At 35.4% G+C, this 23,932-nt stretch carries 23 protein-coding genes and 1 riboswitch; of the genes, 9 read left to right on the top strand and 14 right to left on the bottom strand.

Annotated features, from left to right (window positions below):
- Positions 1-277: 277 nt before the first annotated feature.
- The 6 genes from FGL66_RS02910 to FGL66_RS02885 form a co-directional block, all read right to left on the bottom strand.
- A complete protein-coding gene (locus FGL66_RS02910) occupies positions 278-550 on the bottom strand; it encodes a UPF0223 family protein (protein WP_180810118.1) in 273 nt (90 codons plus the stop codon).
- An 80-nt stretch (positions 551-630) separates the two neighbouring features.
- Positions 631-2,037 (bottom strand): dihydrolipoyl dehydrogenase, encoded by a 1,407-nt coding sequence (lpdA, locus tag FGL66_RS02905; protein ID WP_180810117.1) that lies wholly within the window; start codon positions 2,035-2,037, stop codon positions 631-633.
- A 3-nt stretch (positions 2,038-2,040) separates the two neighbouring features.
- Positions 2,041-3,339, bottom strand: coding sequence for a dihydrolipoamide acetyltransferase family protein (locus tag FGL66_RS02900; RefSeq protein ID WP_180810116.1), 1,299 nt, complete (start codon positions 3,337-3,339; stop codon positions 2,041-2,043).
- A 251-nt stretch (positions 3,340-3,590) separates the two neighbouring features.
- Positions 3,591-4,568, bottom strand: coding sequence for an alpha-ketoacid dehydrogenase subunit beta (locus FGL66_RS02895; RefSeq protein WP_180810115.1), 978 nt, complete (start codon positions 4,566-4,568; stop codon positions 3,591-3,593).
- A 3-nt stretch (positions 4,569-4,571) separates the two neighbouring features.
- The gene (gene pdhA, locus FGL66_RS02890) at positions 4,572-5,684 is read right to left on the bottom strand and encodes a pyruvate dehydrogenase (acetyl-transferring) E1 component subunit alpha (RefSeq protein ID WP_180810114.1); all 1,113 of its coding nucleotides are present in this window, start codon (positions 5,682-5,684) and stop codon (positions 4,572-4,574) included.
- A gap of 155 nt (positions 5,685-5,839) precedes the next feature.
- On the bottom strand, positions 5,840-6,472 hold the full coding sequence (locus FGL66_RS02885; RefSeq protein WP_180810113.1) for a YkyA family protein: 633 nt from the start codon (positions 6,470-6,472) through the stop codon (positions 5,840-5,842).
- Positions 6,473-6,693: 221 nt separating this feature from the next.
- On the opposite strand from FGL66_RS02885, the gene def reads away from it, so the two are divergent.
- The 3 genes from def to rnjA all read left to right on the top strand — a co-directional run bounded on the left by def (position 6,694) and on the right by rnjA (position 9,782).
- A complete protein-coding gene (gene def / locus FGL66_RS02880) occupies positions 6,694-7,245 on the top strand; it encodes a peptide deformylase (protein ID WP_180810112.1) in 552 nt (183 codons plus the stop codon).
- A gap of 639 nt (positions 7,246-7,884) precedes the next feature.
- The gene (locus FGL66_RS02875) at positions 7,885-8,100 is read left to right on the top strand and encodes a DNA-dependent RNA polymerase subunit epsilon (RefSeq protein ID WP_180810111.1); all 216 of its coding nucleotides are present in this window, start codon (positions 7,885-7,887) and stop codon (positions 8,098-8,100) included.
- A complete protein-coding gene (gene rnjA, locus FGL66_RS02870; RefSeq protein WP_180810110.1) occupies positions 8,100-9,782 on the top strand; it encodes a ribonuclease J1 in 1,683 nt (560 codons plus the stop codon). The genes FGL66_RS02875 and rnjA overlap by 1 nt, the downstream gene beginning before the upstream one ends.
- 56 nt (positions 9,783-9,838) lie before the next feature.
- Here the strand turns inward: rnjA and FGL66_RS02865 are convergent, their stop codons facing one another.
- Positions 9,839-10,498, bottom strand: coding sequence for a potassium channel family protein (locus tag FGL66_RS02865; RefSeq protein ID WP_180810109.1), 660 nt, complete (start codon positions 10,496-10,498; stop codon positions 9,839-9,841).
- 129 nt (positions 10,499-10,627) lie between these two features.
- On the opposite strand from FGL66_RS02865, the gene FGL66_RS02860 reads away from it, so the two are divergent.
- Complete coding sequence (locus FGL66_RS02860) at positions 10,628-11,470, top strand: S1 family peptidase (RefSeq protein ID WP_180810108.1); 843 nt, start codon at positions 10,628-10,630, stop codon at positions 11,468-11,470.
- A 68-nt stretch (positions 11,471-11,538) separates the two neighbouring features.
- Positions 11,539-11,766, top strand: a complete 228-nt coding sequence (locus tag FGL66_RS02855; RefSeq protein ID WP_180810107.1) for a glutaredoxin family protein — start codon at positions 11,539-11,541, stop codon at positions 11,764-11,766.
- A 37-nt stretch (positions 11,767-11,803) separates the two neighbouring features.
- Here FGL66_RS02855 and ptsP read toward each other — a convergent pair whose 3' ends face one another.
- From ptsP to auxA, 5 genes are all read right to left on the bottom strand, one after another.
- On the bottom strand, positions 11,804-13,519 hold the full coding sequence (ptsP, locus tag FGL66_RS02850; RefSeq protein ID WP_180810106.1) for a phosphoenolpyruvate--protein phosphotransferase: 1,716 nt from the start codon (positions 13,517-13,519) through the stop codon (positions 11,804-11,806).
- The gene (locus tag FGL66_RS02845) at positions 13,519-13,785 is read right to left on the bottom strand and encodes a phosphocarrier protein HPr (protein WP_180810105.1); all 267 of its coding nucleotides are present in this window, start codon (positions 13,783-13,785) and stop codon (positions 13,519-13,521) included. The genes ptsP and FGL66_RS02845 overlap by 1 nt, the downstream gene beginning before the upstream one ends.
- 154 nt (positions 13,786-13,939) lie before the next feature.
- Positions 13,940-14,470, bottom strand: coding sequence for a DUF697 domain-containing protein (locus FGL66_RS02840; protein ID WP_180810104.1), 531 nt, complete (start codon positions 14,468-14,470; stop codon positions 13,940-13,942).
- A gap of 57 nt (positions 14,471-14,527) precedes the next feature.
- Positions 14,528-15,700 carry a class I SAM-dependent rRNA methyltransferase gene (locus FGL66_RS02835; RefSeq protein WP_180810103.1) on the bottom strand — a complete coding sequence of 391 codons (1,173 nt, stop codon included), beginning with the start codon at positions 15,698-15,700 and terminating at the stop codon, positions 14,528-14,530.
- 298 nt (positions 15,701-15,998) lie between these two features.
- Positions 15,999-17,336: a lipoteichoic acid stability factor AuxA gene (auxA, locus tag FGL66_RS02830; protein ID WP_180810102.1), complete on the bottom strand. Its 1,338-nt coding sequence runs from the start codon at positions 17,334-17,336 to the stop codon at positions 15,999-16,001.
- Positions 17,337-17,655: 319 nt separating this feature from the next.
- Between auxA and graF the strand changes: the two genes are divergently transcribed.
- From graF to FGL66_RS02815, 4 genes are all read left to right on the top strand, one after another.
- Positions 17,656-17,787 (top strand): glycopeptide resistance-associated protein GraF, encoded by a 132-nt coding sequence (graF, locus tag FGL66_RS09640; RefSeq protein WP_219621804.1) that lies wholly within the window; start codon positions 17,656-17,658, stop codon positions 17,785-17,787.
- A 206-nt stretch (positions 17,788-17,993) separates the two neighbouring features.
- Positions 17,994-18,093: riboswitch (TPP riboswitch) on the top strand.
- A gap of 142 nt (positions 18,094-18,235) precedes the next feature.
- Positions 18,236-18,811, top strand: coding sequence for an ECF transporter S component (locus FGL66_RS02825; protein WP_180810101.1), 576 nt, complete (start codon positions 18,236-18,238; stop codon positions 18,809-18,811).
- Positions 18,812-18,825: 14 nt separating this feature from the next.
- A complete protein-coding gene (locus FGL66_RS02820; protein WP_180810459.1) occupies positions 18,826-20,238 on the top strand; it encodes an ABC transporter ATP-binding protein in 1,413 nt (470 codons plus the stop codon).
- On the top strand, positions 20,231-21,022 hold the full coding sequence (locus tag FGL66_RS02815) for an energy-coupling factor transporter transmembrane component T family protein (RefSeq protein WP_180810100.1): 792 nt from the start codon (positions 20,231-20,233) through the stop codon (positions 21,020-21,022). Before FGL66_RS02820 ends, FGL66_RS02815 begins: the two co-directional genes overlap by 8 nt.
- Before the next feature lie 160 nt (positions 21,023-21,182).
- On the opposite strand, the gene purD is transcribed toward FGL66_RS02815, so the two are convergent.
- Positions 21,183-22,424, bottom strand: coding sequence for a phosphoribosylamine--glycine ligase (gene purD, locus FGL66_RS02810; protein ID WP_180810458.1), 1,242 nt, complete (start codon positions 22,422-22,424; stop codon positions 21,183-21,185).
- 18 nt (positions 22,425-22,442) lie between these two features.
- The gene (gene purH, locus FGL66_RS02805) at positions 22,443-23,924 is read right to left on the bottom strand and encodes a bifunctional phosphoribosylaminoimidazolecarboxamide formyltransferase/IMP cyclohydrolase (RefSeq protein WP_180810099.1); all 1,482 of its coding nucleotides are present in this window, start codon (positions 23,922-23,924) and stop codon (positions 22,443-22,445) included.
- Positions 23,925-23,932 lie beyond the last annotated feature (8 nt).

Raw genomic sequence — 23,932 nt, 5'->3', positions numbered from 1 at the left:
GAGAGAAAACTCATTTTTACAAAAAGATTTCATCATCCTACTCCGTTAAATATGACTAAAAGCGACGTAAGCTTGTTAAAACACTTTTTCACTTGAGATATCTACTGCCATCTACAAATATTTACTCACTGATTTAGGACAGCTTTTACCAAGTCCAATCCTACTATCTCGTTTCCTTAATTTTATTAAAAAAAGCTGCATTAAGTTTACTTTTACTAAACATTTTGTTTAACGCTTAATAAAAATAACAAAATACAGCTCTAATTACAACCTTTTTTTAATGATAAGATAAAACTTTGTCATCTGGTGAATCTTTCGCTTGTTTTATAACCATATAGCTATCATAACCACTTGATTTTTTGAATGTATTAAAAATATTTTTCTCATCTGCTTTTCCTGGAACAACTTTTTTAAATTCACGATAATTAGACATCAAGATAGCTTTTTGAATAGAACTTTCATAATATGCTTCTATTGCATTAAAAAAACGAATGACTGTTAACATTTCTTCTTGTGTCCATTCAACATCGATAGGATACTGATATTCCACTATAAATCTCCTTCCTTAGTAAATGATTATAAAAAAAGAGACTAGGCACATTTTGCCCAGTCTCTTTGAGTATATAAACACTACATTGTATGAATTGGTAAACCGATTGCTTTTTCGGCTGCTTCCATGCTCATTTCACCTAATGTTGGATGTGCATGAACTGTTAATGCGATATCTTCTGCATTCATACCCGCTTCAATAGCAAGACCTAATTCAGCAATAACATCAGATGCACTTGTACCTACAACTTGTGCACCGATTAATGTATCGTCTTCTTTAAGCGTAATTAACTTAACAAAACCATTTGTGTCGTTCAATGATAATGCACGACCGTTTGCTTGGTAAGGGAATTTAGACGCTTTATATTCGATACCTTCTTCTTTAGCTTGTGCTTCTGTATATCCTACTTGAGCTAATTCTGGCTCAGTAAAGCATACTGCTGGCATTCCGATGTAGTCTACTTCGGCATTTTGACCTTGAATGGCTTCAGCTGCCACTTTTGCTTCATAGCTTGCTTTATGTGCTAATGGTAGACCCGGTACAATATCACCAATTGCATAGATACTGCTTACTGAAGAACGACCTTGTTTGTCAACTTCAACTAAGCCACGTTCTGTTAATTTAACGCCTGCTTCTTCTAGGCCTAATTCACTTGTATTTGGACGACGTCCTACCGTAACTAATACATAATCAGCATCGATTGTTTTCTCTTCACCTTTTACTTCATATGTTACTGTTACGCCATTATCTGTTTCTACAGCTGATTTAGCTAAAGCTTCTGTTTCAATTGTCATGCCTTTAGCTTTCATATTTTTCTTAACTGGTGCAACCATTTGTTTTTCAAAACCACCAAGGATTTCTTTTGCACCTTCAAGAATTGTTACTTCTGTACCGAAGTTAGCATATGCTGTACCTAACTCAGAACCGATGTAACCGCCACCTACAACAACTAATTTTTTCGGTACTTCTTGTAAGTTTAATGCACCCGTAGAGTCTAATATACGACCACCAAATTTGAAATTTGGAATTTCGATTGGACGTGAACCAGTTGCAACAATTGCATTTTTAAAGTTGTATGTTTGAGCACTCTTATCATCCATAACACGTAGACTATTACCATCTACAAAATATGCTTCACCTTTAACAATTTCAACTTTGTTACCTTTAAGTAGTGCTTCAACACCGCCAGTTAACTTATTAACAACTGAACCTTTGAAAGATTGTACTTTATCAAAGTCTAATGTTACGTTTTCAGCTTTAACACCTAGTTCTTCACCGTGTTGTGCTTGTTCAAAACGATGAGAAACATTTAGAAGTGCCTTTGATGGAATACAACCAACATTAAGACAAACACCACCAAGGTTACCTTTCTCAACGATTGTTACTTTTTGACCTAATTGTGCTGCACGAATTGCTGCGACATATCCACCAGGACCTGCACCGACAACAATAGTATCTGTTTCAATTGGAAAATCTCCGACTACCATATTTTACCCCTCCATTAATAATAGTTCTGGATTGTTTAATAAACGCTTAATGTGGTTCATAGCATTTTGACCAGTTGCACCGTCAATTTGTCTGTGGTCAAAGCTCAATGATAATGATAATACTGGTGCTGCAACAATTTCACCATCTTTAACGATAGGTTTTTGTGCAATACGACCAATACCTAAGATTGCAACTTCTGGATGGTTAATAACTGGTGTAAACCATTGACCACCAGCAGAACCGATATTACTAATTGTACATGTTGCACCTTTCATTTCGTCAGAAGTTAACTTACCATCACGTGCTTTCACAGCAAGTTCATTAATTTCATCTGAAATAGCAAACATAGACTTACGATCTGCATGTTTTACAACAGGAACTAAAAGACCTCTTTCAGTATCTGCTGCAATACCAATGTTCCAGTAATGTTTGTGTACAACTTCACCTGATTCTTCATTAAATGAAGTGTTAAGTGCTGGATATTTTTTAAGTGCAGAAACCAATGCTTTTACAACATATGGTAAGAATGTAAGTTTTGTGCCTTGTTCAGCAGCAATTTCTTTGAATTTTTTACGGTGATCCCATAATGCTTGAACATCAATTTCATCCATTAATGTCACGTGAGGCGCAGTATGTTTAGAGTTAACCATTGCTTTTGCAATCGCCTTACGCATAGCAGGGATTTTTTCTGTTGTTTCAGGGAACTCACCTTCAACAGATGCTGCTGGTGCTGCAGAAGTTGCTGATGCAACTGATTCAGTAGATTCTGTTGATGCTGTTTCTGTTGTAGCAGCTGCTTGTCCACCACCATTTAAGAAGGCATCTACGTCCTCTTTAGTAATTCTACCATTTTTACCACTACCATTAACAGCTTTAATATTCACATTGTTATCACGTGCATATTTGCGAACTGAAGGCATAGCTTTTACAATACGATTTTCATCAACTTCAACATCTGCTTGAGGGGCAGCAGGTGCTTCAGATTTAGCTTCTTCTTTTGGAGCTTCTTCTTCTTTTGAAGCATCATCGTCATGTCCGCCTTTAAATTGCATACCTTCTGCGTCAGGCGCATCGATTTTAACAATTGTGTCACCAACAACTGCTACAGTACCTTCTTCTACTAATACTTCTTCTACTGTTCCTGCTACTGGAGATGGAATTTCAACAACTGATTTGTCGTTTTGTACTTCACATAGAATATCATCTTCATCAATAGTATCTCCAGATTTAACAAACCACTTTACAATTTCACCTTCGTGGATACCTTCACCAATATCTGGTAATTTAAATTCAAATGCCACGTTGTTTCCTCCTAATTTAAATCAAATTTTTATCCGCTGAATTCATCATAAGGAATCTCTATTATTACTTATTACTTTAATAACACTTTCTATTGTAACATGTATAATCACATCTCAAAAGCAGCTCGCTAATGCTAAGTCACTTTACAAGTGTAAGTGCTTTTACGAAGCGAGCTAACTTTTATCAACACACCACAACTACCAATTTCATAGTCGTGAGTGAATTACACACAAATCAAATAGATTTATTATTAAAATTCTAAAGTTTCTTTTGCTTTTTCAACAATATCATTTTTGTTTGGTAACCAAACATTTTCAGCTTGTGTAAATGGATAAACAGTATCTGCTGCTGCTACACGTCCGATTGGCGCTTCTAATGAAAGAATCGCACGTTCAGAGAGTTCAGCTACAACATTTGCACCAACACCTGCTTGTTTTTGTGCTTCTTGTACTACAATAACACGACCTGTTTTTTGTGTTGAAGCAACAAGTGTATCAATATCTAATGGTTGAACAGTACGCAAGTCAATCACTTCAACAGAATGACCCTCTTTTTCAAGTTCTTCAGCAGCTTTCATTGCTTCTTGAACCATTGCACCGTAAGCAATAATTGTTAAGTCTGTACCTTCACGTTTTACACTTGCTTTGCCAAGTTCGATTGTATATTCTTCTTCCGGAACTTCTTCACGGAATGAACGATACAATTTCATATGCTCAAGATATACAACTGGATCGTTACTACGGATACTTTCAATTAATAAACCTTTTGCATCATATGGACCAGAAGGAATAACAACTTTAAGACCCGGAGATTGTGCAAGCAATCCTTCTAAGTTATCAGCATGAAGTTCAGGTGTATGAACCCCACCACCAAATGGTGTACGAATTGTTACAGGTGCTGCTTTTGAGTTACCTGTACGGAAACGATGACGTGCAATTTGACCTGCTACTGAGTCAAATACTTCAAATACGAATCCTAAGAATTGAATTTCCATAATCGGACGGTAGCCTTGAGTTGTAAGACCTAACGCTAAACCACCGATACCAGACTCAGCTAAAGGTGTGTCGAATACTCGGTCTTCACCGAATTCTTTTTGTAAACCTTCAGTTACACGGAATACACCACCGTTAACACCAACGTCTTCACCAAAGATCAAAGTGTTTTCGTCGTTTTTAAGTTCAGTTGCTAGCGCGTTATTAATCGCTTGAACCATTGTCATTTGTGCCATGGTTTACTTCGACTCCTTCTCTTTGTAAATTTCATATTGTTCTGCAAGGTTTTGAGGCATATCTTCATACATAATTTCCATTAATGAAGTCACTGTTTGTTTTTCAGTGTTGTCTGCTTCTTTAATTGCAGCTTTGATTTGCTCTTTAGCTTGTTCAATAACTTCGTTTTCTTTTTCCTCAGACCATAAACCTTTGTTTTCTAAGAACTTTCTGAAACGTACAAGTGGGTCTTTTTTCTCCCATTCTGAGTCTTCATCAGAAGTTCTGTATTTCGTTGGGTCGTCACCAGCCATAGTATGAGGACCATAGCGATATGTCATTGTTTCGATTAATGTTGGGCCTTCGCCTGCCACAGCGCGTTCACGTGCTTCTTTTGTTGCTTGATATACAGCTAATGCATCCATACCATCAACTTGGATACCAGGGATACCAACTGCTATTGCTTTTTGTGCTAATGATTGTGCTGCAGTTTGTTTATCACGTGGTGTTGAAATGGCATAGTTATTGTTTTGAATTACAAAGATTGCTGGTACTTTGTAAGCTGACGCGAAGTTAATACCTTCATAGAAGTCACCTTGTGAAGAACCACCGTCACCAGTGTAAGTAATTGCAACAGCCTTTTTACCACGTTTTTTAAGACCTAAAGCAACACCTGCTGTTTGAATATATTGTGCACCGATAATGATTTGTGGGCTTAACGCATTAACACCTTCAGGCATTTGGTTACCTACAAAGTGTCCACGTGAGAATAAGAATGCTTTTGTTAATGGTAAACCGTGCCAAATTAACTGTGGTACATCACGGTAACCAGGAAGAATGAAATCTTCTTGTTCTAAAGCAAACTGTGAAGCAAGTTGAGATGCTTCTTGACCAGCTGTTGGCGCATAGAAACCTAAGCGTCCTTGTCTGTTTAATGAAATTGAACGTTGGTCTAAAATACGTGTCCATACCATTCTTCTCATTAATTCAACTAATTGTTCATCTGATAAATCTGGTAGCAAATCTTCATTAGTTACATTACCATCTGTATCTAAGATTTGTACCATTTCAAACTTCGACTCAGTATCTTTCAATACTTGCTCTGCATCGAATTGGGCTTTTAACTTAGCAGCCATGCAATTCACCATACCTTTCCCGTTTATATATTTCATCTTAATTTAGTGTACCACAAAACTGTATAACTGTTAAATGTTTTTGTTCAAGTTCTGTAATAGTTGATACCATTACAGTTCCAAGAACTGTTATAGTTATAAACCAAAACTGTTATAGTCTAGTTGTTTATCAATTCATCAACGTCTCTCTTCTCTGTTTGTACATTTCGAATGGCTTTGGAATACGCTTTCACTTTATTACTCATGTCTTTTTGTGCTTTGCTTAATGCCTCTGATTTCTTATCTATTTCTTCCTGTGTACCAGATTCATTTTGGAAATAATTAAACAGGTCTTTTTCTTTAGTAATGACTGCTTGATACCCCTCTAAAAACCCTTCATGTTTACTATATTTTTCTTCTAATGCTTTATTGAGTTCGTCGAATTCTTTTTTGTCATCTTTATCTTCAATTTTACTTGATGCTTTTTTGAGTTGATTAAAAGCTTGTTGAGACTTATCCATTGCCTCCTCTTCTTTTTTCAACTGTGCTTCACGTTTATTTGCGTTATCCAAAAATGCCTTCACTTGCTCCTGAACACTATTAATATTTTTCCCACTTACTTCCTTAGAAATTTTTTCTTTTTCTTTCTCTAGTTTATTCATTTCTTTATTTACATTTTGAATAGGTGCTTCAGCTTTTTGTAACTGATTTAATCCTTCACTATATTTCTCTATGTGCTCATCATCTTTGTTACATCCTGCTAAAAGTATCGTTGCTGCCAATGCGATGCCAAGTGTTTTCTTCCCTTTCATTGCTTTAATATACCTCCTTTATTGTCATTGGTAATTTTAGTGAAAAGTGCATTATAAATCAAACATATTGAGAATTTATGGTAAAAACAAACATCCCTGTAAAAGTATCAACTCAAAATATTGAGTAGAGATTTATTATCCCACTAGAATGAAATCAGAAGTAAATATTCTATTATCTCTCATCAATTTTTGGTATATTGTTAGTTAAGGAAGGTGTCAATATGTTAACAATGAAAGATATTATTCGTGATGGGCATCCAACACTTCGACAAAAAGCAGAAGCGTTAACTTTCCCCCTCACAGATGAAGAACGTCAAACTTTATTAGATATGCAAACTTTTTTACGCAATAGTCAAGATCCTGAGATGGCAGAAAAATATAAATTGAGAAGTGGCGTTGGCATTGCAGCACCACAAATTAATGTATCTAAGCGTATGTTTGCTGTTTATCTTCCAGATGATGGCAACGGCAATACTTATGACTTAGCAATTGTAAACCCTAAAATTGTGAGTCACAGTGTACAAGACGCTTATCTTCCAATGGGAGAAGGCTGTCTAAGTGTAGATGAAGATGTACCCGGATTAGTACACCGTCATCATCGTGTTACCATTAAAGGATTCGACATTGATGGCAATGAAATCAACTTACGTCTTAAAGGATATGCTGCGATTGTTTTTCAACATGAATTAGATCATCTTAATGGTGTTATGTTCTACGACCATATTGATAAACAAAACCCTCTTACACCTAAAGACGGTGCTATCGAAGTTTAATGCAAATCTCATAACTCATACTATGTTATAGCGTGTAAGAATATTCGAGCATATAATATGACTCAAATAATACTTTTGATTACCCCTATCGGTTAAAACGCTATAACAACGGTACTTCAAAGATCATCATGTATTAAAACAAACATCAAAAATTCAATATTTCTATACACTAAAAAAATAGTACAAATGTTCACTCAAAATTAACGGGTAAAGAACGTTTGGAAAATCACAAGAGTGATATATTTAAAGTGAGACAATGCATTCCTTTCAAAGATTGCATTGTTTCACTTTTTCTCTTTCCTAATGTTTTCGCCTAGAAAAGCAATCCTTTTCTTCTCCCATCAATTTCTGACATTCCACTTTATTTATTCAATAAGTTCATGTAAAATGAATATAACTGATTGATGTGTTGCTTCTAGCTATACATCTCATCAAAAGTACGGCAATTTTTGAATATAGAGACAACATACTTTTTAACTGTAATATCAACCCATGAATTGAATTCTGTTAAACACCGGTTTGACATTCATTCGATTCATATTTTTTATTTATGCTTATAGATTAAATGACTGTATTTACCTTTACTGTATTGTTGTCGCAATTATAAATTCACTTTTTAAATTTTAGGAGGCATTTTAAATGGCAATTTTCAAAGTATTTTATCAACATAATCGCGATGAAGTCATTGTTCGTGAGAATACGCAATCGACATATATCGAGGCTGAAACAGAAGAACAAGTTCGTCGCTTTTTAAAAGAACGTAATTATAATATTGAATTCATAACTAAATTAGAGGGCGCACATTTAGAATATGAACAACAATCTGATCACTTTAATGTGGAGCGCGCAGAATAATGAAGCAACTTCAAAAAAACGAGGTGGGTGTATACGCACTAGGTGGATTAGGTGAAGTCGGAAAAAACACCTACGCCGTAGAGTATAAAGATGAGATTTTAATTATTGATGCAGGTATTAAGTTTCCTGACGATAATCTATTAGGTATTGACTATGTTATACCAGATTATACCTATCTTGAACAAAATCAAGATAAGATTGTAGGACTTGTTATCACACATGGTCACGAAGACCATATCGGTGGTGTGCCCTACCTGCTGAAAAAAATTAATGTTCCAATTTATAGTGGCCCCCTTGCTCTAGGTTTGATTCGTAACAAATTGGAAGAACATCACTTATTGCGCACTGCATCACTCAATGAGATTACAGAAGATAGCATTATAGAATCTAAGCATTTTAAAATCAGCTTTTATTTAACAACACATAGTATTCCTGAAGCATATGGTGTTGTCGTTGATACACCTGAAGGCAAAATTGTTCATACTGGTGACTTCAAATTTGACTTCACACCAGTTGGTGCACCAGCAAACATGGCAAAAATGGCGCAACTTGGTGATGAAGGGGTGCTTTGTCTGCTTTCAGATTCTACAAATTCACTGGTTCCCGACTTTACACTAAGCGAACGTGAGGTTGGACAAAATGTAGATAAAATATTCCGAAGCTGTACGGGACGTATTATTTTTGCAACTTTCGCTTCAAATATTTATCGTGTACAACAAGCCGTAGAAGCTGCCGTCAAATATAATCGTAAAATCGTCACTTTTGGTCGCTCAATGGAAAATAATATTAAAATTGGTACCGAACTTGGTTATATTAAAGCACCTCCAGAAACGTTTGTTGAACCAAGTAAAATTAATAGTATTCCAAAGCATGAGCTTCTTATTTTATGTACAGGGTCTCAGGGTGAACCAATGGCAGCACTTTCACGTATTGCTAATGGTACGCATAAACAAATCAAAATCATCCCTGAAGATACTGTTGTATTTAGCTCATCACCTATTCCAGGTAATACTAAGAGCATTAATCGTACGATCAATGCCCTTTATCAAGCTGGTGCTGAAGTCATTCATAGCAAAATCTCAAATATCCATACATCTGGACACGGCTCTCAAGGTGATCAACAGCTCATGTTACGTTTAATACGTCCTAAGTATTTCTTACCTATTCATGGGGAATATCGTATGCTTGTTGCACACGGCCAAACGGGTGTGGATTGTGGCGTTAAAGAAGAAAACGTCTTTATTCATGATATTGGTGATGTATTAGCGCTAACACATGATTCAGCACGTACGGCAGGTCGTATCCCATCAGGCAATGTTCTTGTAGATGGTAGTGGCATTGGTGATATTGGTAATGTTGTCATTCGAGACCGTAAACTCTTATCCGAAGAAGGTTTAGTCATCGTTGTGGTAAGTATTGACTTTAATACAAACCAATTGCTGTCTGGTCCAGACATTATATCACGTGGCTTTGTATATATGCGTGAATCAGGTCAACTTATTTATGATGCTCAAAAGAAAATCAAGCAAGATGTCATCTATAAATTAAATCATAACAATAATATACAATGGCACCAGATCAAATCTTCTATTATTGAAACATTGCAGCCTTATTTATACGAAAAAACAGCACGTAAACCTATGATTTTACCTGTCATTATGAAAGTTAATGAAACAAAATAATCAAAAAGTGGAGAACCTTGATACAAAAGGCATCTCCACTTTTTAATTATATAGATTTAGTGTGCAATTTTCTTTTCGTAACGTGTGAGGTCATTATCATGACCAATCATAATCAAAATATCATCAAACTCTAAAGCCATGTCTGGTTGTGGCGATACAATAATTTCTTTACGTCTCTTAATTGCAATAATATTAATGCCGTATTGTGCACGAATATCTAAATCAATCAATGTCTGCCCCGCCATTGCTTCTGTTGCCTTCATCTCTACAATAGAATGCTCATCGGATAGTTCTAAATAGTCTAATACCGTAGCACTGGCAACATTATGAGCAATACGTCTTCCCATATCTCGTTCAGGGTGTACGACTGTATCTGCACCAATCTTGTTGAGTATCTTCGCATGGTAATCATTTTGCGCTTTTGCTGTTACTTTTTTTACACCAAGCTCTTTCAAAATTAATGTTGTTAACGTACTTGCTTGTATATTTTCACCGATTGCAACAATAACATGATCAAAATTTCGGATCCCTAAACTTTTCATGACCGCTTCATCTGTAGTATCTGCGACCACAGCATGTGTTGCAATATCACTATATTCATCAACACGATGTTCATCTTTATCAATTGCCATAACATCCATATCTAATGCGTTAAGCTCACGGACGATGCTTCCTCCAAAACGTCCCAAACCAATCACTACATATTCTTTATCCATCACTGAACCTCCATGCTGTATAATATAGTTATTTTCCCCTCTTAGTACACTATTGTCAAACAGACTTTTTTTGAGTAACATTTAATATGTCTATAACCAAAAGATCTATATAGAGAAAGGATAGAACCTATGAAAAATAAATTACTCAAAGGGAGTGTCACTGCTTTACTTTTAAGCATAACACTTGTATCTCCAACATCTCAAACAGTTCAAGCAAGCACACATTACTATAATGGTTTAGAATCATGGAATGCAAATAGTGCACTGCAAAAAGCTAAAAAAGTAAATAATAAAAATGTTTCAATTAAACATTATAATTATGCACATAAAACTAAGTATAAAGCAGTAGGTCGTGTTTCTAATAGAGATGGTTTCAAAGGACGTGGCAAAGATAGCATGGGGACAGGCTTTGTTGTCGGCAATCATACATTTGTGACAAATGCACATGTCGTTGAAAAACGAAACGGACAACAGTCTGCTGCAAAATATATCACATTCGACCTCAATAGAGATGGCAAGCGTATCCCTTATCGTTTTCACGCTCAATCAGTCAAACGTGTACCCGGATATGATTTGGTTGTTGTCAAAACGAAAGAACACATGGTCAATCGTGCAAAAGTCCAACCCCTAAAGCTTGCTTCCAATACACAAATAAAAAAGTTAAAGTTTAATGACCGCCTTTATTCACTTGGCTATCCATGGCAAGGCAATGATAATACAAAAGCCTATTGGAATCGAATTGTCTTTCTTCAACAAAGTTCAAACGGTTTTGAATTATTGTCGAAAGATAAGTTTAGATCTGGTGCATCTGGATCCCCACTTGTCAATAGTCGCTACGAAGTCTTCGGCGTTCGGACATATGGTCATAACCTTAGAGGTAGTGCAACATCAATTTATGCTAAACAAGAGATTGCTGGCGCAGAATCCTTGTACGGCAACCCACGCCAATTTATTTTAAAAAATGCGCAATAATACACTGAGTATCTAAGTATGTATCGTTGAGATCACATTATATTTTATAAAGTAAAGTAGGTTGAATTATGACAAAAGTAATTATCTATACACAAGATGAATGTCCACCTTGTACATTTATCAAAAACTATCTTACAGAACATAATATATCATTTGATGAACGTAATATTTCAAATTCAATTTATCGTAATGAAATGATTGAATTTGATGCCTTTGCAACACCTTTTATTTTGTTGAATAACGAACCCATGTATCAAGTAGACATCGATAAGTTAAACCAAATATTAGGGCTATAATACAAAAAAACCTGAGAAAATCTCAGGTTTTTTGTATTTATGAAGTTGCTTCATGAACAAGTGTGATCACTTCATCGACAGTCGCACAATTCATCGCACGATCTGCTAATTGCGTCATCTCAGTTGTACTTAAAGCTTTAATTTGTCGACGTGCTTTTAAAATAGATGTCGCACTCATAGAAAACTCATCTAATCCTAATCCAAGTAATAGTGGGATTGCCGTTTCATCACCAGCCATCTCACCACACATACCTGTCCATTTACCTTCTTTATGAGAAGCATCAATCACTTGCTTCACTAAACGTAAAATAGAAGGATTGTAAGGTTGGTATAAGTATGACACACGCTCTGACATACGGTCTGCCGCCATTGTGTACTGAATCAAGTCATTCGTACCTATACTGAAAAAGTCCACTTCTTTTGCAAATACATCTGCCAAAGCCGCTGTTGAAGGAATCTCAACCATAATACCTAATTCAATATCATCACTGACTTCGATACCTTCATTTGTTAAGTTTTCTTTTTCTTCAAGTAACAATGCCTTCGCGTCACGAAACTCTTGAACTGTTGCGACCATTGGGAACATAATATTTAATTTACCATATACAGAAGCACGTAATAACGCACGCAATTGTGGGCGGAAGATTTCTGGTTGATCTAAACATAAACGAATTGCACGATACCCTAAAAATGGGTTCATCTCTTCTGGCAAGTTTAAATATGGTAACTCTTTATCTCCACCAATATCTAAAGTACGTACAACTACACGCTTACCATCCATTTCTTCCAATACTTTTTTATATGCTTCGAATTGCTCATCCTCTGAAGGCATACTGTCCCTACCCATATATAGAAACTCTGTACGATATAAGCCGATTCCTTCTGCGCCATTATTTTTAACACCTTCCAAATCATTCGGTGTCCCAATATTTGCTGCAAGTTCGACGTGCTTACCGTCAAGCGTTGTGGACGCTTCATCACGTAGTTGCTTTAAAGCTTCTCGATCTTCAAAAAATGCTTCACGCTTTTGTTGATATGCACGAACTTCATCTTGAGTTGGATTAACAATTACATCTCCCGTTAATCCATCAACAATAATCATATCACCTTGTTGCACTGAATCTGTAACTGATTTTGTACCAACTACAGCAGGAATTTCTAATGATCGACTCATGATTGCCGAGTGAGATGTACGTCCCCCAATATTCGTTACAAACCCTTGTACAAATTGTTTGTTCAATTGTGCTGTATCAGATGGTGTCAAATCGTGCCCAACGATAACGACACTCTCATCAATAATACTTGGGTTAGGTAATTCTACACCAAGGATATGTGCAAGTACACGCTTAGAAACATCACGAATATCCGCTGCACGTTCTTTCATGTATTCGTTATCCATTGATTCAAAAATTGTAATGAAATTTTGAGTGATTTCTGTTAATGCATGTGGTGCACTCGCCTGTTCATCTTTAATTTTACTTTCAATAGGTTGGATTAATTCTGGGTCATCAAGTACTAATAAATGCGCATCAAAAATGGCCGCTTTATCTGGTCCCAGTTGTTCTTCAGCATTATTTCTAATTTTTGTTAACTCTACTTTAGCATTATTCAATGCATCTTGAAATTTTTGAACTTCCTCTTCTGGATGTTCTGTTGTCTGTTGGTTATAGCTTAAATCGGGTTCTACGAGCATATACGCTTTGGCAATAGCAACACCATCAGAAGCTGCAATTCCCTTAATCAATGATGACATTATTTTGTTAAACCTTCTTTTGATAGCACTTCAGTAATTGCTTCAATTGCTTCTTTTTCATCGCTACCATCAGCGTAAATTGTAATTTCAGCGTCTTTCCCAACACCTAAGCTCATAACACCCATAATTGATTTTAAGTTTACTTTTTTTGCATTGTACTCTAATTGTACATCTGAGTCGAATTTTGAAGCTGTTTGCACTAACATTGTTGCAGGACGTGCATGAATTCCTGTTTCGTCAATAATTACATATGATTGTTGTTCCATCTTTCATCTTACTCCTTCTATTTTATAAATTTTTAGCATAAGATATTTAACTTCGCTAGTATGCCTTAACATTACCAAAATATAGGGTCAAATTCAATTGTGAAACCCTTATCATGTGAATGCTTTATGCTTTTTTTACAATTTATTGAAAAATCTAAACCAGTGTCTTGACAACATTTTCACACTTCTGAATATGTTCTTTACCTACTTTGGTCATAAAATAGTAACTTAACGATGCTGATACTGCCTGACCTACAATTGGAAACCAACGTGTTTGTTTGGCTGCTGCACGTTTGGCAATATCACGTACAAACACCTTTAAAAGACCACTTGTTACTTTCTTACCAATCAGTTGACTTCCTTGTATCCCTGCTGCCATTACAATACGGTTTCGCATATCGTCACTCATTTTATTCACTTGCTTATGGTCTAATCCATATAATTTATTAATATCCTCAATAATATCCTTCATCAGTTTCATATCTACACCAAAATCAAAACCGGGTATAGGTACGACCGTAGCACCAGATGACAGCAATGCTTTCTTTTTAACAACTGATTCTGCCTTTTTACGACGCTCTGCTATATCTTTTTCATTTTGGGGTAATACACTTTTATTCGTTATTTTCTCGATATTTAGTACTTTATTGCCTAATGTTTCTGTAATTTTATTTGTAATTCTCATAAATTTTATCCACCTTTCACATACTACATCTTACTTCTTACCCCTTTTTATGAATGATTAATGCATCAACGTAATAAAAATAACTTTCAAATATTTAGACGGTTTATAATGTGGATGTGTTTTAAAATCTTTAGGCAGTCCCATCACTTCATCTATATGATATTCAACGCCTAATTGTGACATTGTCTGCTTCACCATATTTTTAAATGCTTTTAAACTATACATACTGTGATTGGTGCTTAATACTAGTGTCCCTTTTTTATTCAATAAAGGCAATGCACCTTTAATGAGTTTGTCATAGTCTTTTATTACTGAAAAAGTCTTTTTCTTATTACGTGCAAAGCTAGGTGGATCAATCACAATGGTATCAAACATTAAGCCATGACGTTCTGCATATTTATAATAATCAAATGTATCCATGATAAATATCTTTTGTGACTTAGGGTCAATACCATTTAGTCCAAAGTTTTCTTCTGTTAAGTGCCTTGCACGATTTGCTAAATCTACACTTGTAGTTTGTTCAGCTTGATGTGCTGAAATCACTGAAAAAGCGCCAGTATAGCTAAATAAGTTAAGCAGTTGTCTTCCTTCGCTATAATAATCACGAATCTTTTTACGAACCTCTTTTTGATCAAGGAAAATACCAGTCATCGGGCCATCATCTAAATGCACATTGTAAAAAGTGAAGTTTTCCTCTACAACAATCGGAAACTGTGGTGCTTCACCTGTAACAAATCCACTTGCAATGCGCGTATGTTTAAAGCGTGTTTTTTCATATATCGACGTATAGTTAAAAACCTTTTTAATCGCTTCAATAATCTGTTTTCGAAACGTATAAATGCCTTCTGAATACCACTGTATTAAGAGATGACCATTATAATTATCGATTGTTAATCCCCCAACACCATCGCCTTCTCCATTAAATAAGCGAAATGCCGTCGTACCATCGACATGGTAGTAGTACCTTCTCTCTTCTAATGCCGCTAAAAATAAATCTTCAAAAAAAGATTGATGGATCATCTGTGACTCATCGTATGTCAAAACCCAACCTAATCCCTTATGTTGACGACCGACATAACATGTTGCGATATATATATCATGCGATGTTCTAAGATGAAAGAGATCACCTTCTTGTAACGTATCGTGCTGATAAATATCTTCTTCCTCAATCAATGGATAACCATTCATATATTTTGATTCTTTACCTTTATTTAAAATGACAGTTTTCATTTTCTCAGCCTCTCCTATTATCATTAACTTTATCTTAACACGCATATCATCTCACTAAAAAGAGTGATACGATAACCTTCATCCGTACAAAAAGTCTTATCGTATCACTCATAAAGCCCATTAATGCTTAGTACTCTACAGTTATTCTAATACTATCAAACCATTTCCCTCATGTCTTCAACACTTCTGAAATTATATCACGACCTATAACATCCATGAGTTAAACACATTGAAACGTATCACGACTTTACTAAACACTGTATCCCATGAGAAATATTAGGTTTTCAATCCATATGTTCTATTTATATTCACTATCTTGTTGGTCTTTTGATGCTGGTTCACGTAACTGTATCACAAAAGCTACAATTGCAGGTACAAGCATCAATACTAAGATAGGCGTAATAAATATTGAGAGTAATAATCCATGAAAAAGTATAACAATATACTCTGTTAAAAGTTTAAAAAATAAAATACTAATCATAAATAGTTGTAAATAATAATGGCGTCCCTTTAGCATATACGTAATAGATGTAAAGATATATATCATTGCAATAAATAATAATAGCAATAAGCTGATCCATTCATAAACATATTGCGTTTGAGATAGCTGCCAATCTCCCGACATAAATAATGCATTACGATTATTAAACTCCAGTAAAATAAAAAACAATATAATTACACCACAAGCAATATTAATATACGAACGCTTCAACCATGTTGGGCGATGTAAAAATGACGGAATATCTTCTTCTTCTAATTTTGCCCAACTTAACCATTTCTCTTTAAACTGATCTCGCTTTGCACGAATCTTTTCGATATTAATACTACGACGTGTACGATGTGTAATGTCTTGTGTCAGCTCTGTCGTACGATTTTGAATATCTTTAAAATGTACTTTGGATTGATCACCAAATTGATATTTCTTACTTCTTAAATAAGTATCGTCCGCTGTCTCATCATTTTCTTGTAAGACAGGTAATGCACGACGTAAAAATAAGAAATTCCAAATTGCCATTTGTCCAATCAGCCATAGTACGACAAAAAATGTATTAATACTTAACACATCAATCGGTGCAACTTCCCTACCTTGTAGGCGTGTATAAAGCGCAAGTTGGGAAATAATATAGCTCATACCATAACCGAAAATAATCCATAGATAATGCTGCTTTCGATGCAATGGATTCAACTCATCTTTAAACGTAATATAGCCAATGTGTATCACAAAAGGAATAACAAAAATAAAAGCCAATACTCCATAAATTTGAGACATAAAAATAAGTGTTAGTACAAAGAAAATAATACCTACAAGTAAAAACAATATCGAAATGTCATAATCAAAACGTGTCGTATTTGTTAAAACACGACCGATCACTAACATAACAATACCGAATAACAGTATAATGATGCCACTAGTAAGTGGAAACTCCCCAATGTATTTACTCATCACTCTAATGATTTCTTGGAAAAAAGCCATAATAAAGTCCCATACATTCTCTATTCTTGAGACGTGATGCTTACCATCTTTGAGTTGATGAATGAGTGGAATATTAACAAAAATAATGATGCTTAAAAGAATTGACATCGCACCTATAATATAACTATAAATTACTTCGGTGTACTTCTTAAAAAAGGACATCCTCTCACCTCACAGTTATTATATATGAACAACGGTTTGCTGTCTTTATAATTGCAGAAATTCGGTCTTTAGTACGATAAAAAAATACACATTCTTAAAATAGGATAAGCGCAAACGAAATAGATCATTAAAATCACTTATATTTCATAAAAATCGCATGCTTTATTTTCCCAATATATCCATATTGTAAACTACGAGATATTCAAATATAGATCATAAAGTTTATGTCATAATCTATTAACTTTTTGATACCATGTTTACAAAAATTATATAGTGGATATAGGTTAGTATCACATATTATAAAGGAGTGTTTTTAATCATGACAGAAAAAGATTTAAAACAAGCTGCTGAAAAAGCAAAAAAGAAAGAAGAAACATTAAAAGACAAAGCTCAAGATACTAAAGAGGGCGTTGAACAAACAAAAGAAGATATTCAAAACACATTAGACTAATCTTATAATCATAAACAGATCATTAGCCTATTGATATCTGACGCCTTAAAGTTTTAGAAGTAGTGTAAAATGTAGATGAGGGGAATTTTTTACTGATTAAAATTTCTTCCCTACGCTTACACTACTTCTTTTATCATACTAAAATGTAGCGTACACTTCTTGACTTTTTTTATAAAGACGTGTACATTGACTGTATCAATTAAATATATATGCACTAGGGGTGTGAAAGCTGAGATGAGGTTTATCCTCAAACCCTTTGAACCTGAACTAGATGATACTAGCGGAGGAAAGTGTAAGTACGTTCATCACAATTACCATTATAATAAGCTGTATATTATATTTTAATATTTATAATATACTGATATTACTTTGAATAAGCGGAAGCACTTAAACGCACATCTCTAGTAAAGGGATGTGCGTTTATTTACATTTAGGAGGCTTCTTTATTATGAAAAAAGGATTAACATTATCCGACATACTTGTAACAGTACTTGTTTCTGTTATTTTTGCTGTACTCTATAACTTATGGTGGATTGTACATAACAGCGTTCAACCATTAGGGCTACATATTGATCAACTGATGTATGGTATGTGGTTCTCTGCAGCAGTTGTTGCGTATCTTATCATCCCTAAAATGGGAATTGCCTTACTCGCTGAGTTTGCAGCAGGTGCAGGTGAAACAATTATGATGGGACGATTTGACATTCCAACAATTATTTATGCATTACTACAAGGTTTAGCGTGTGAACTTATTTTTGCTATTTTCCGTTATCGTTCACGTGCCTTTATGGTATGTCTTTTAGCCGGTATGTCTGCTGCCATCATCAGCTTACCTATCGATTGGTACTATGGCTACTTAAATGAAGTCGCAACATGGAACCTTATATTATTAATTACTTTTCGCGTTTTAAGTGGTGCTGTTTTAGCAGGTGCATTTCCTTATTATCTCGTTAAAGCGCTGGATCAGACTGGTGTAACAAAATTATTCCGCCCCGCTTCTAAGGATGATTATGATGCACTGTAAGGAGAGACAAAATGGTGTTAAAAGCTAAAAATTTACGCTTAAAATATCCAAACTCAGAATATAAAATTTTTGATGGACTAGATATTGAAATTAAAGAAAAAGAAAAAGTTCTATTACTCGGTCCATCTGGATCTGGTAAAAGTACATTGCTTAATGTATTAAGTGGTATCGTGCCTAACCTCGTTGATCTACCTATGAAGTATGATGGACTAGAGATAGCGCAACATGCAGGCGTTATTTTCCAAGACCCCGATTCACAATTTTGTATGCCACAGGTTGACGAGGAATTGGCTTTTATATTGGAAAATCGTCAAATACCACGTACAGATATGGAGGATTATATTGCAGATGCTTTAGCACAAGTTCAACTGAATGTTAATCCTAAAACTAAAATCAACCAGCTCAGCGGTGGAATGAAACAAAAGCTCGCAATAGCTGGAACATTATTAATGCAAACAGATACACTCTTTTTGGATGAACCTACTGCTATGCTAGATGTCAATGCTACCAAAAATTTATGGGATTTATTAAAAGATTTATGGAAAGATCAAACAGTACTGATTGTAGAGCATAAAGTCGAACATATTTGGGATTATGTTGATCGTGTTATTTTACTAAATCACGAAGGAAAAATTATTCAACAAGGAACGCCTAATCACATATTGAAACATCATGAAGCAATTTTATCAGAGTACGGTGTTTGGCATCCAAATGCTTGGAATAATGCACCTAAACCTAAATCTGAACCGTCAACATCTGAATCATTAATACCCTTTGCCTTTAAATACGAAAATGGAGACATTAAAAGAGGGCGCAATGCTCTATACCACATTCCTCAATTGCATATAGGTCCTTGTGAATGGATTACTGTTACCGGAAAAAACGGAACAGGAAAAACATCTTTACTTGAATCTATGATGCAATTGATTCGTTATAAAGGAGATATGTATTGGAACAGTCAAAGACTCACCAAAATACGTGATGCCGCAAATCATATGTATTTAGTCTACCAAAACCCTGAATTACAATTTATTCAAAATAGTGTATATGATGAAATTTATATTAACTACGAATATACAAACCCACAACATGCCAAAGAACAAACATTTGCTATGCTGGAATTATTAGATTTATGTCATGTCGCTAAGCAACATCCTTTTGAATTGTCTATGGGACAAAAACGACGCTTAAGCGTTGCAACTGCACTAAGTACTAAAGCTGACATTATTTTATTAGATGAACCCACATTTGGCTTGGATAGTCATAATACATTTAAACTTATTCAATTATTTCAGGAACGCATTGCTAAAGGTCAAACGATCGTTATGGTAACGCATGATCCAAACATTATTGAACGTTATCCAACAAGACGTCTTGAAATTAATAACGGTGTACTTTATGACAGTGAGGTGCGAAACAATGATTGAAGCTTGGAAAACACGTATTACTTTTTTAGATCATGTTAATATTGTTACAAAGTTAGCGCTTGGCATTTCACTATTTTTCTTTATTATCTTTATTCATAACTTTGACTTTATGCTTTATCTTGCTTTACTGATGTTTCTGTTCTTAATATGTTTTGCTGGTACGCAATGGCGTGTAGTTATTATTTTTGCAAGTATGGCGACATTCTTTGCATTAACATCTTCACTTTTTATGATTTTTTACGGAGATGGACAACATATTTTACTCAAATTCGGCTTTGTCCAAATTAGTGTGGAAAGTCTAGTGAGAGGATTGCACCTATCATTAAGAACAATAGTTATCAGTTATTTTGGTTTGGCTATCGCTTTTACATCGCAAGTGATTATGATTTTTTATAGTTTTATGCAACATCTCAAAGTCAAACCTAAAATTGCTTATGCTTTTATGGCTGCATTCCGGATGATTCCCTTAATGATTGATTCTGTCTTTCAACTGCGTAACGCCCTTAAAATGCGCTATCAAATGATTAATAATAAAAATTATAGCGGCATTAAACGATTAAAGCATTTGTTAATCCCACTCCTAAGCCAAAATATTCGTAAAGCCCATCGTCTCTCGGTTGCTATGGAGAAAAAAGGATTTCATGATGGTCAGCGTACATATTATTATGATGCACCTTTTAGTTATCGTGATATTTTATGTATTCTGCTTATCATTTGTATCATAACTTTAGCTTTTATATTATCGCTCTACATACCACTTACCGGTATTTTAGATGCACGTTAATTGAATGATCTATCTTGCTTTTTCATGATCTCGATGATATGAAAAGGCACAATAAAGAGCTGTCAGTTTGCTATTTATTTCCCGTTTATATTAACGTAACTGTACACTCGTATCACAAAAGACGTCCAGAACTTTACCAACTCTGGACGTCTTTTCATTATTATTTTAATGCTTTATTTGCAATATCTTGTCGATAAAATAAATGATCACTTTTAATTTTAGCCACACGTTCATATGCTTTTTGCTGCGCGTTTTTAATATCTTGTCCTTCTCCAATTGCTAAAATAACTCGACCACCCGCATTAACATAATCAGTACCTTCACGTTTTAAGCCACTAATAAAATAATGATCTATATCTTCTTCAAAGCCTGTCACTTTGTATCCTTTTTCATAACTATTAGGATAGCCTTTAGATGCCAACATGACACCGACAACCGCTTCTTCTTTCCACACCATATTAATAGGCTCACATGCTTCTAATTGTAAAATATGTGCCATAAGATCGCTCTCCATGCGTGTCAATAATACTTGAGCCTCAGGATCTCCAAATCGCGCATTAAACTCAATTACTTTTGGACCTTCATCTGTTAAAATGGCACCGATATATAATAAACCAAAGAAGTCATACCCCTCTTTTTTCATAGCTTGAGCAATCGGTTGAGCGATTTGTGTATTCGTTGCCTCTAAAACATCTTGACCAATGTGTGGTACCGGGCAATATGCACCCATTCCACCTGTATTAGGTCCTTCATCATTATCAAATGCACGCTTATGATCCTGTGCAATTGTATCAAAAGGTACAGCGTAATCCCCATTAACAAAGGTCATGACAGAAAATTCTTCACCTTGTAAAAATTGTTCAAACACGACTTTGCTTTGTTGTTCAGGGTACAGTGTTTCTACTGCTTCTTTTGCTGACTCGCGTGTTTCAGCAATGATGACCCCTTTACCAGCTGCCAATCCATCTTTTTTCAAAACAACTGGCAATTCACAGCTTTCCACATAAGACAAGGCTTCATCTTTATTATCAATTTCACGATAATCTGCTGTTGGAATATCATATTTAGCCATTAAGCGTTTAGCAAAGGACTTGGAACCTTCTATTTGTGCGGCCGCTTTGTTCGGACCAAATACCTTAACACCTGCCTCGCGCAACTGATCCGCCAGCCCTTCTGTTAATGGTTGCTCTGGTCCAATAACGACCCATGCAATCTCATACTCTTGAACAAAATGTAAAATGCCGTCATGATCTGATTCTGCTATTTCATGATGCACTTCAGCAACGTGTGCCATTGCATCATGACCGGGAATTGCAAATACGTGTGTAACAAGTGGTGAATCATTCAGTTTTTTAGCAATGGCATGTTCACGTCCGCCACCACCAATAACAAGTACTTTCATAAGCATTTAAACCTCCTATTAGTGTTTAAAATGACGCATGCCTGTCATAACCATTGCAATGCCATGTTTATTCGCCATATCAATTGAATCTTGATCTTTAATTGAGCCACCCGGCTGAATAATGGCTTTAATCCCTGCTTTAGCTGCAGTTTCAACTGTATCATCCATTGGGAAAAAGCCATCTGAGGCCATAATCACATTGTCGTTTATTGCGATTGCACGTTCAATTGCAATTTCTGCTGAACCTACACGATTCATTTGCCCAGCACCAACACCAACAGTTTGCTTGTCATTTGCCAGTACAATCGCATTGCTTTTCACGGCTTTAACAACTTTCCATCCTAAAAGAAGTGCTTGCCATTGTGCATCAGTTGGTGCTACATCCGTAACTACCTTCATCTCCGTTTGTGATACATCAAAGTGGTCTTTATCTTGTACAAGATATCCTCCAGATACAGAGACAAACTCTTGCTCATCTTGTTCATCAGTCATTTCTACTTCTAATAAACGAATATTTTTCTTTTGTTGCAGTACGGTTAATGCTTCGTCTTCATATCCCGGTGCAATAATGACTTCGAGAAAAATGCTGTGTAAATCTTCTGCTAATGCTTTTGTTACCGGGTGATTTAATGCAACGATACCTCCAAAGATAGACTGACTATCCGCCTCGTATGCATTTAAATATGCTTGATGAATATTTTCTGCAATACCCACCCCACACGGATTCATGTGTTTAACAGCAACTGCTGCAGGTCCATCAAACTTTTTCACAAGCGCTAATGCTGCGTCTGCATCTTTAATATTATTGTAACTTAATTGCTTACCATGATGCTGATAGGCTCCAGCGAGTGTATGAGGTGCTTGAGATGTACGAATAAATGACGCTGATTGTTGAGGATTTTCCCCATAGCGCAAGGTCTCTCGGTGGGCACCGAAATATTGGCTAATGGCCTGATCATATTCAAAAGTATGCGTAAACACTTTTATCATCAATGCTTTGCGGAAAGCTTCATCTAAGGTATTATTATTCAGACGTGTGATCACTTCATTATAATCAGCTGGATCTACAATTGTTGTTACGTGTTTGAAATTCTTTGCAGCAGCACGTAGCATTGTTGGACCACCAATATCAATATTTTCAATTGCATCCATCTCTGTAACATCAGGACTTTTAATAGTTTGTTGGAAAGGGTACAAGTTTACTACGACCATATCAATTAAATCAATATTATGCGCTGCTAACTGATCAAGATGTTCTGATTTATCACGATCCGCTAAAATACCACCATGCACAGCTGGATGCAATGTTTTAACTCGACCATCCATAATTTCATCAAACTTTGTTAAATCTGATACTGAAGCAACGGGTACGCCTGCAGCTTCAATAGCACGATATGTCCCACCTGTTGAATATAATGTATAACCACTATCTACAAGTGATTGTGCAAATGTTTCAATACCTGTTTTATCAGAAACACTTAAAATCGCTTTTTTCGTCATGATTTAAA

Source organism: Staphylococcus sp. 17KM0847 (genome assembly GCF_013463155.1).
Taxonomy (GTDB): Bacteria; Bacillota; Bacilli; order Staphylococcales; family Staphylococcaceae; genus Staphylococcus.
Note: the sequence above shows the minus strand (reverse complement) of the source record. Positions and strands in the feature narration are given on the sequence as shown.

Coding starts and splice junctions, on each gene's coding strand:
- lpdA (WP_180810117.1), bottom strand. CDS start 2,037: ATGGTAGTCGGAGATTTTCCAATTGAAACAGATACTATTGTTGTCGGT.
- FGL66_RS02895 (WP_180810115.1), bottom strand. CDS start 4,568: ATGGCACAAATGACAATGGTTCAAGCGATTAATAACGCGCTAGCAACT.
- pdhA (WP_180810114.1), bottom strand. CDS start 5,684: ATGGCTGCTAAGTTAAAAGCCCAATTCGATGCAGAGCAAGTATTGAAA.
- FGL66_RS02885 (WP_180810113.1), bottom strand. CDS start 6,472: ATGAAAGGGAAGAAAACACTTGGCATCGCATTGGCAGCAACGATACTT.
- def (WP_180810112.1), top strand. CDS start 6,694: ATGTTAACAATGAAAGATATTATTCGTGATGGGCATCCAACACTTCGA.
- FGL66_RS02875 (WP_180810111.1), top strand. CDS start 7,885: ATGGCAATTTTCAAAGTATTTTATCAACATAATCGCGATGAAGTCATT.
- rnjA (WP_180810110.1), top strand. CDS start 8,100: ATGAAGCAACTTCAAAAAAACGAGGTGGGTGTATACGCACTAGGTGGA.
- FGL66_RS02865 (WP_180810109.1), bottom strand. CDS start 10,498: ATGGATAAAGAATATGTAGTGATTGGTTTGGGACGTTTTGGAGGAAGC.
- FGL66_RS02860 (WP_180810108.1), top strand. CDS start 10,628: ATGAAAAATAAATTACTCAAAGGGAGTGTCACTGCTTTACTTTTAAGC.
- FGL66_RS02855 (WP_180810107.1), top strand. CDS start 11,539: ATGACAAAAGTAATTATCTATACACAAGATGAATGTCCACCTTGTACA.
- ptsP (WP_180810106.1), bottom strand. CDS start 13,519: ATGTCATCATTGATTAAGGGAATTGCAGCTTCTGATGGTGTTGCTATT.
- FGL66_RS02845 (WP_180810105.1), bottom strand. CDS start 13,785: ATGGAACAACAATCATATGTAATTATTGACGAAACAGGAATTCATGCA.
- FGL66_RS02840 (WP_180810104.1), bottom strand. CDS start 14,470: ATGAGAATTACAAATAAAATTACAGAAACATTAGGCAATAAAGTACTA.
- FGL66_RS02835 (WP_180810103.1), bottom strand. CDS start 15,700: ATGAAAACTGTCATTTTAAATAAAGGTAAAGAATCAAAATATATGAAT.
- auxA (WP_180810102.1), bottom strand. CDS start 17,336: ATGTCCTTTTTTAAGAAGTACACCGAAGTAATTTATAGTTATATTATA.
- graF (WP_219621804.1), top strand. CDS start 17,656: ATGACAGAAAAAGATTTAAAACAAGCTGCTGAAAAAGCAAAAAAGAAA.
- FGL66_RS02825 (WP_180810101.1), top strand. CDS start 18,236: ATGAAAAAAGGATTAACATTATCCGACATACTTGTAACAGTACTTGTT.
- FGL66_RS02815 (WP_180810100.1), top strand. CDS start 20,231: ATGATTGAAGCTTGGAAAACACGTATTACTTTTTTAGATCATGTTAAT.
- purD (WP_180810458.1), bottom strand. CDS start 22,424: ATGAAAGTACTTGTTATTGGTGGTGGCGGACGTGAACATGCCATTGCT.
- purH (WP_180810099.1), bottom strand. CDS start 23,924: ATGACGAAAAAAGCGATTTTAAGTGTTTCTGATAAAACAGGTATTGAA.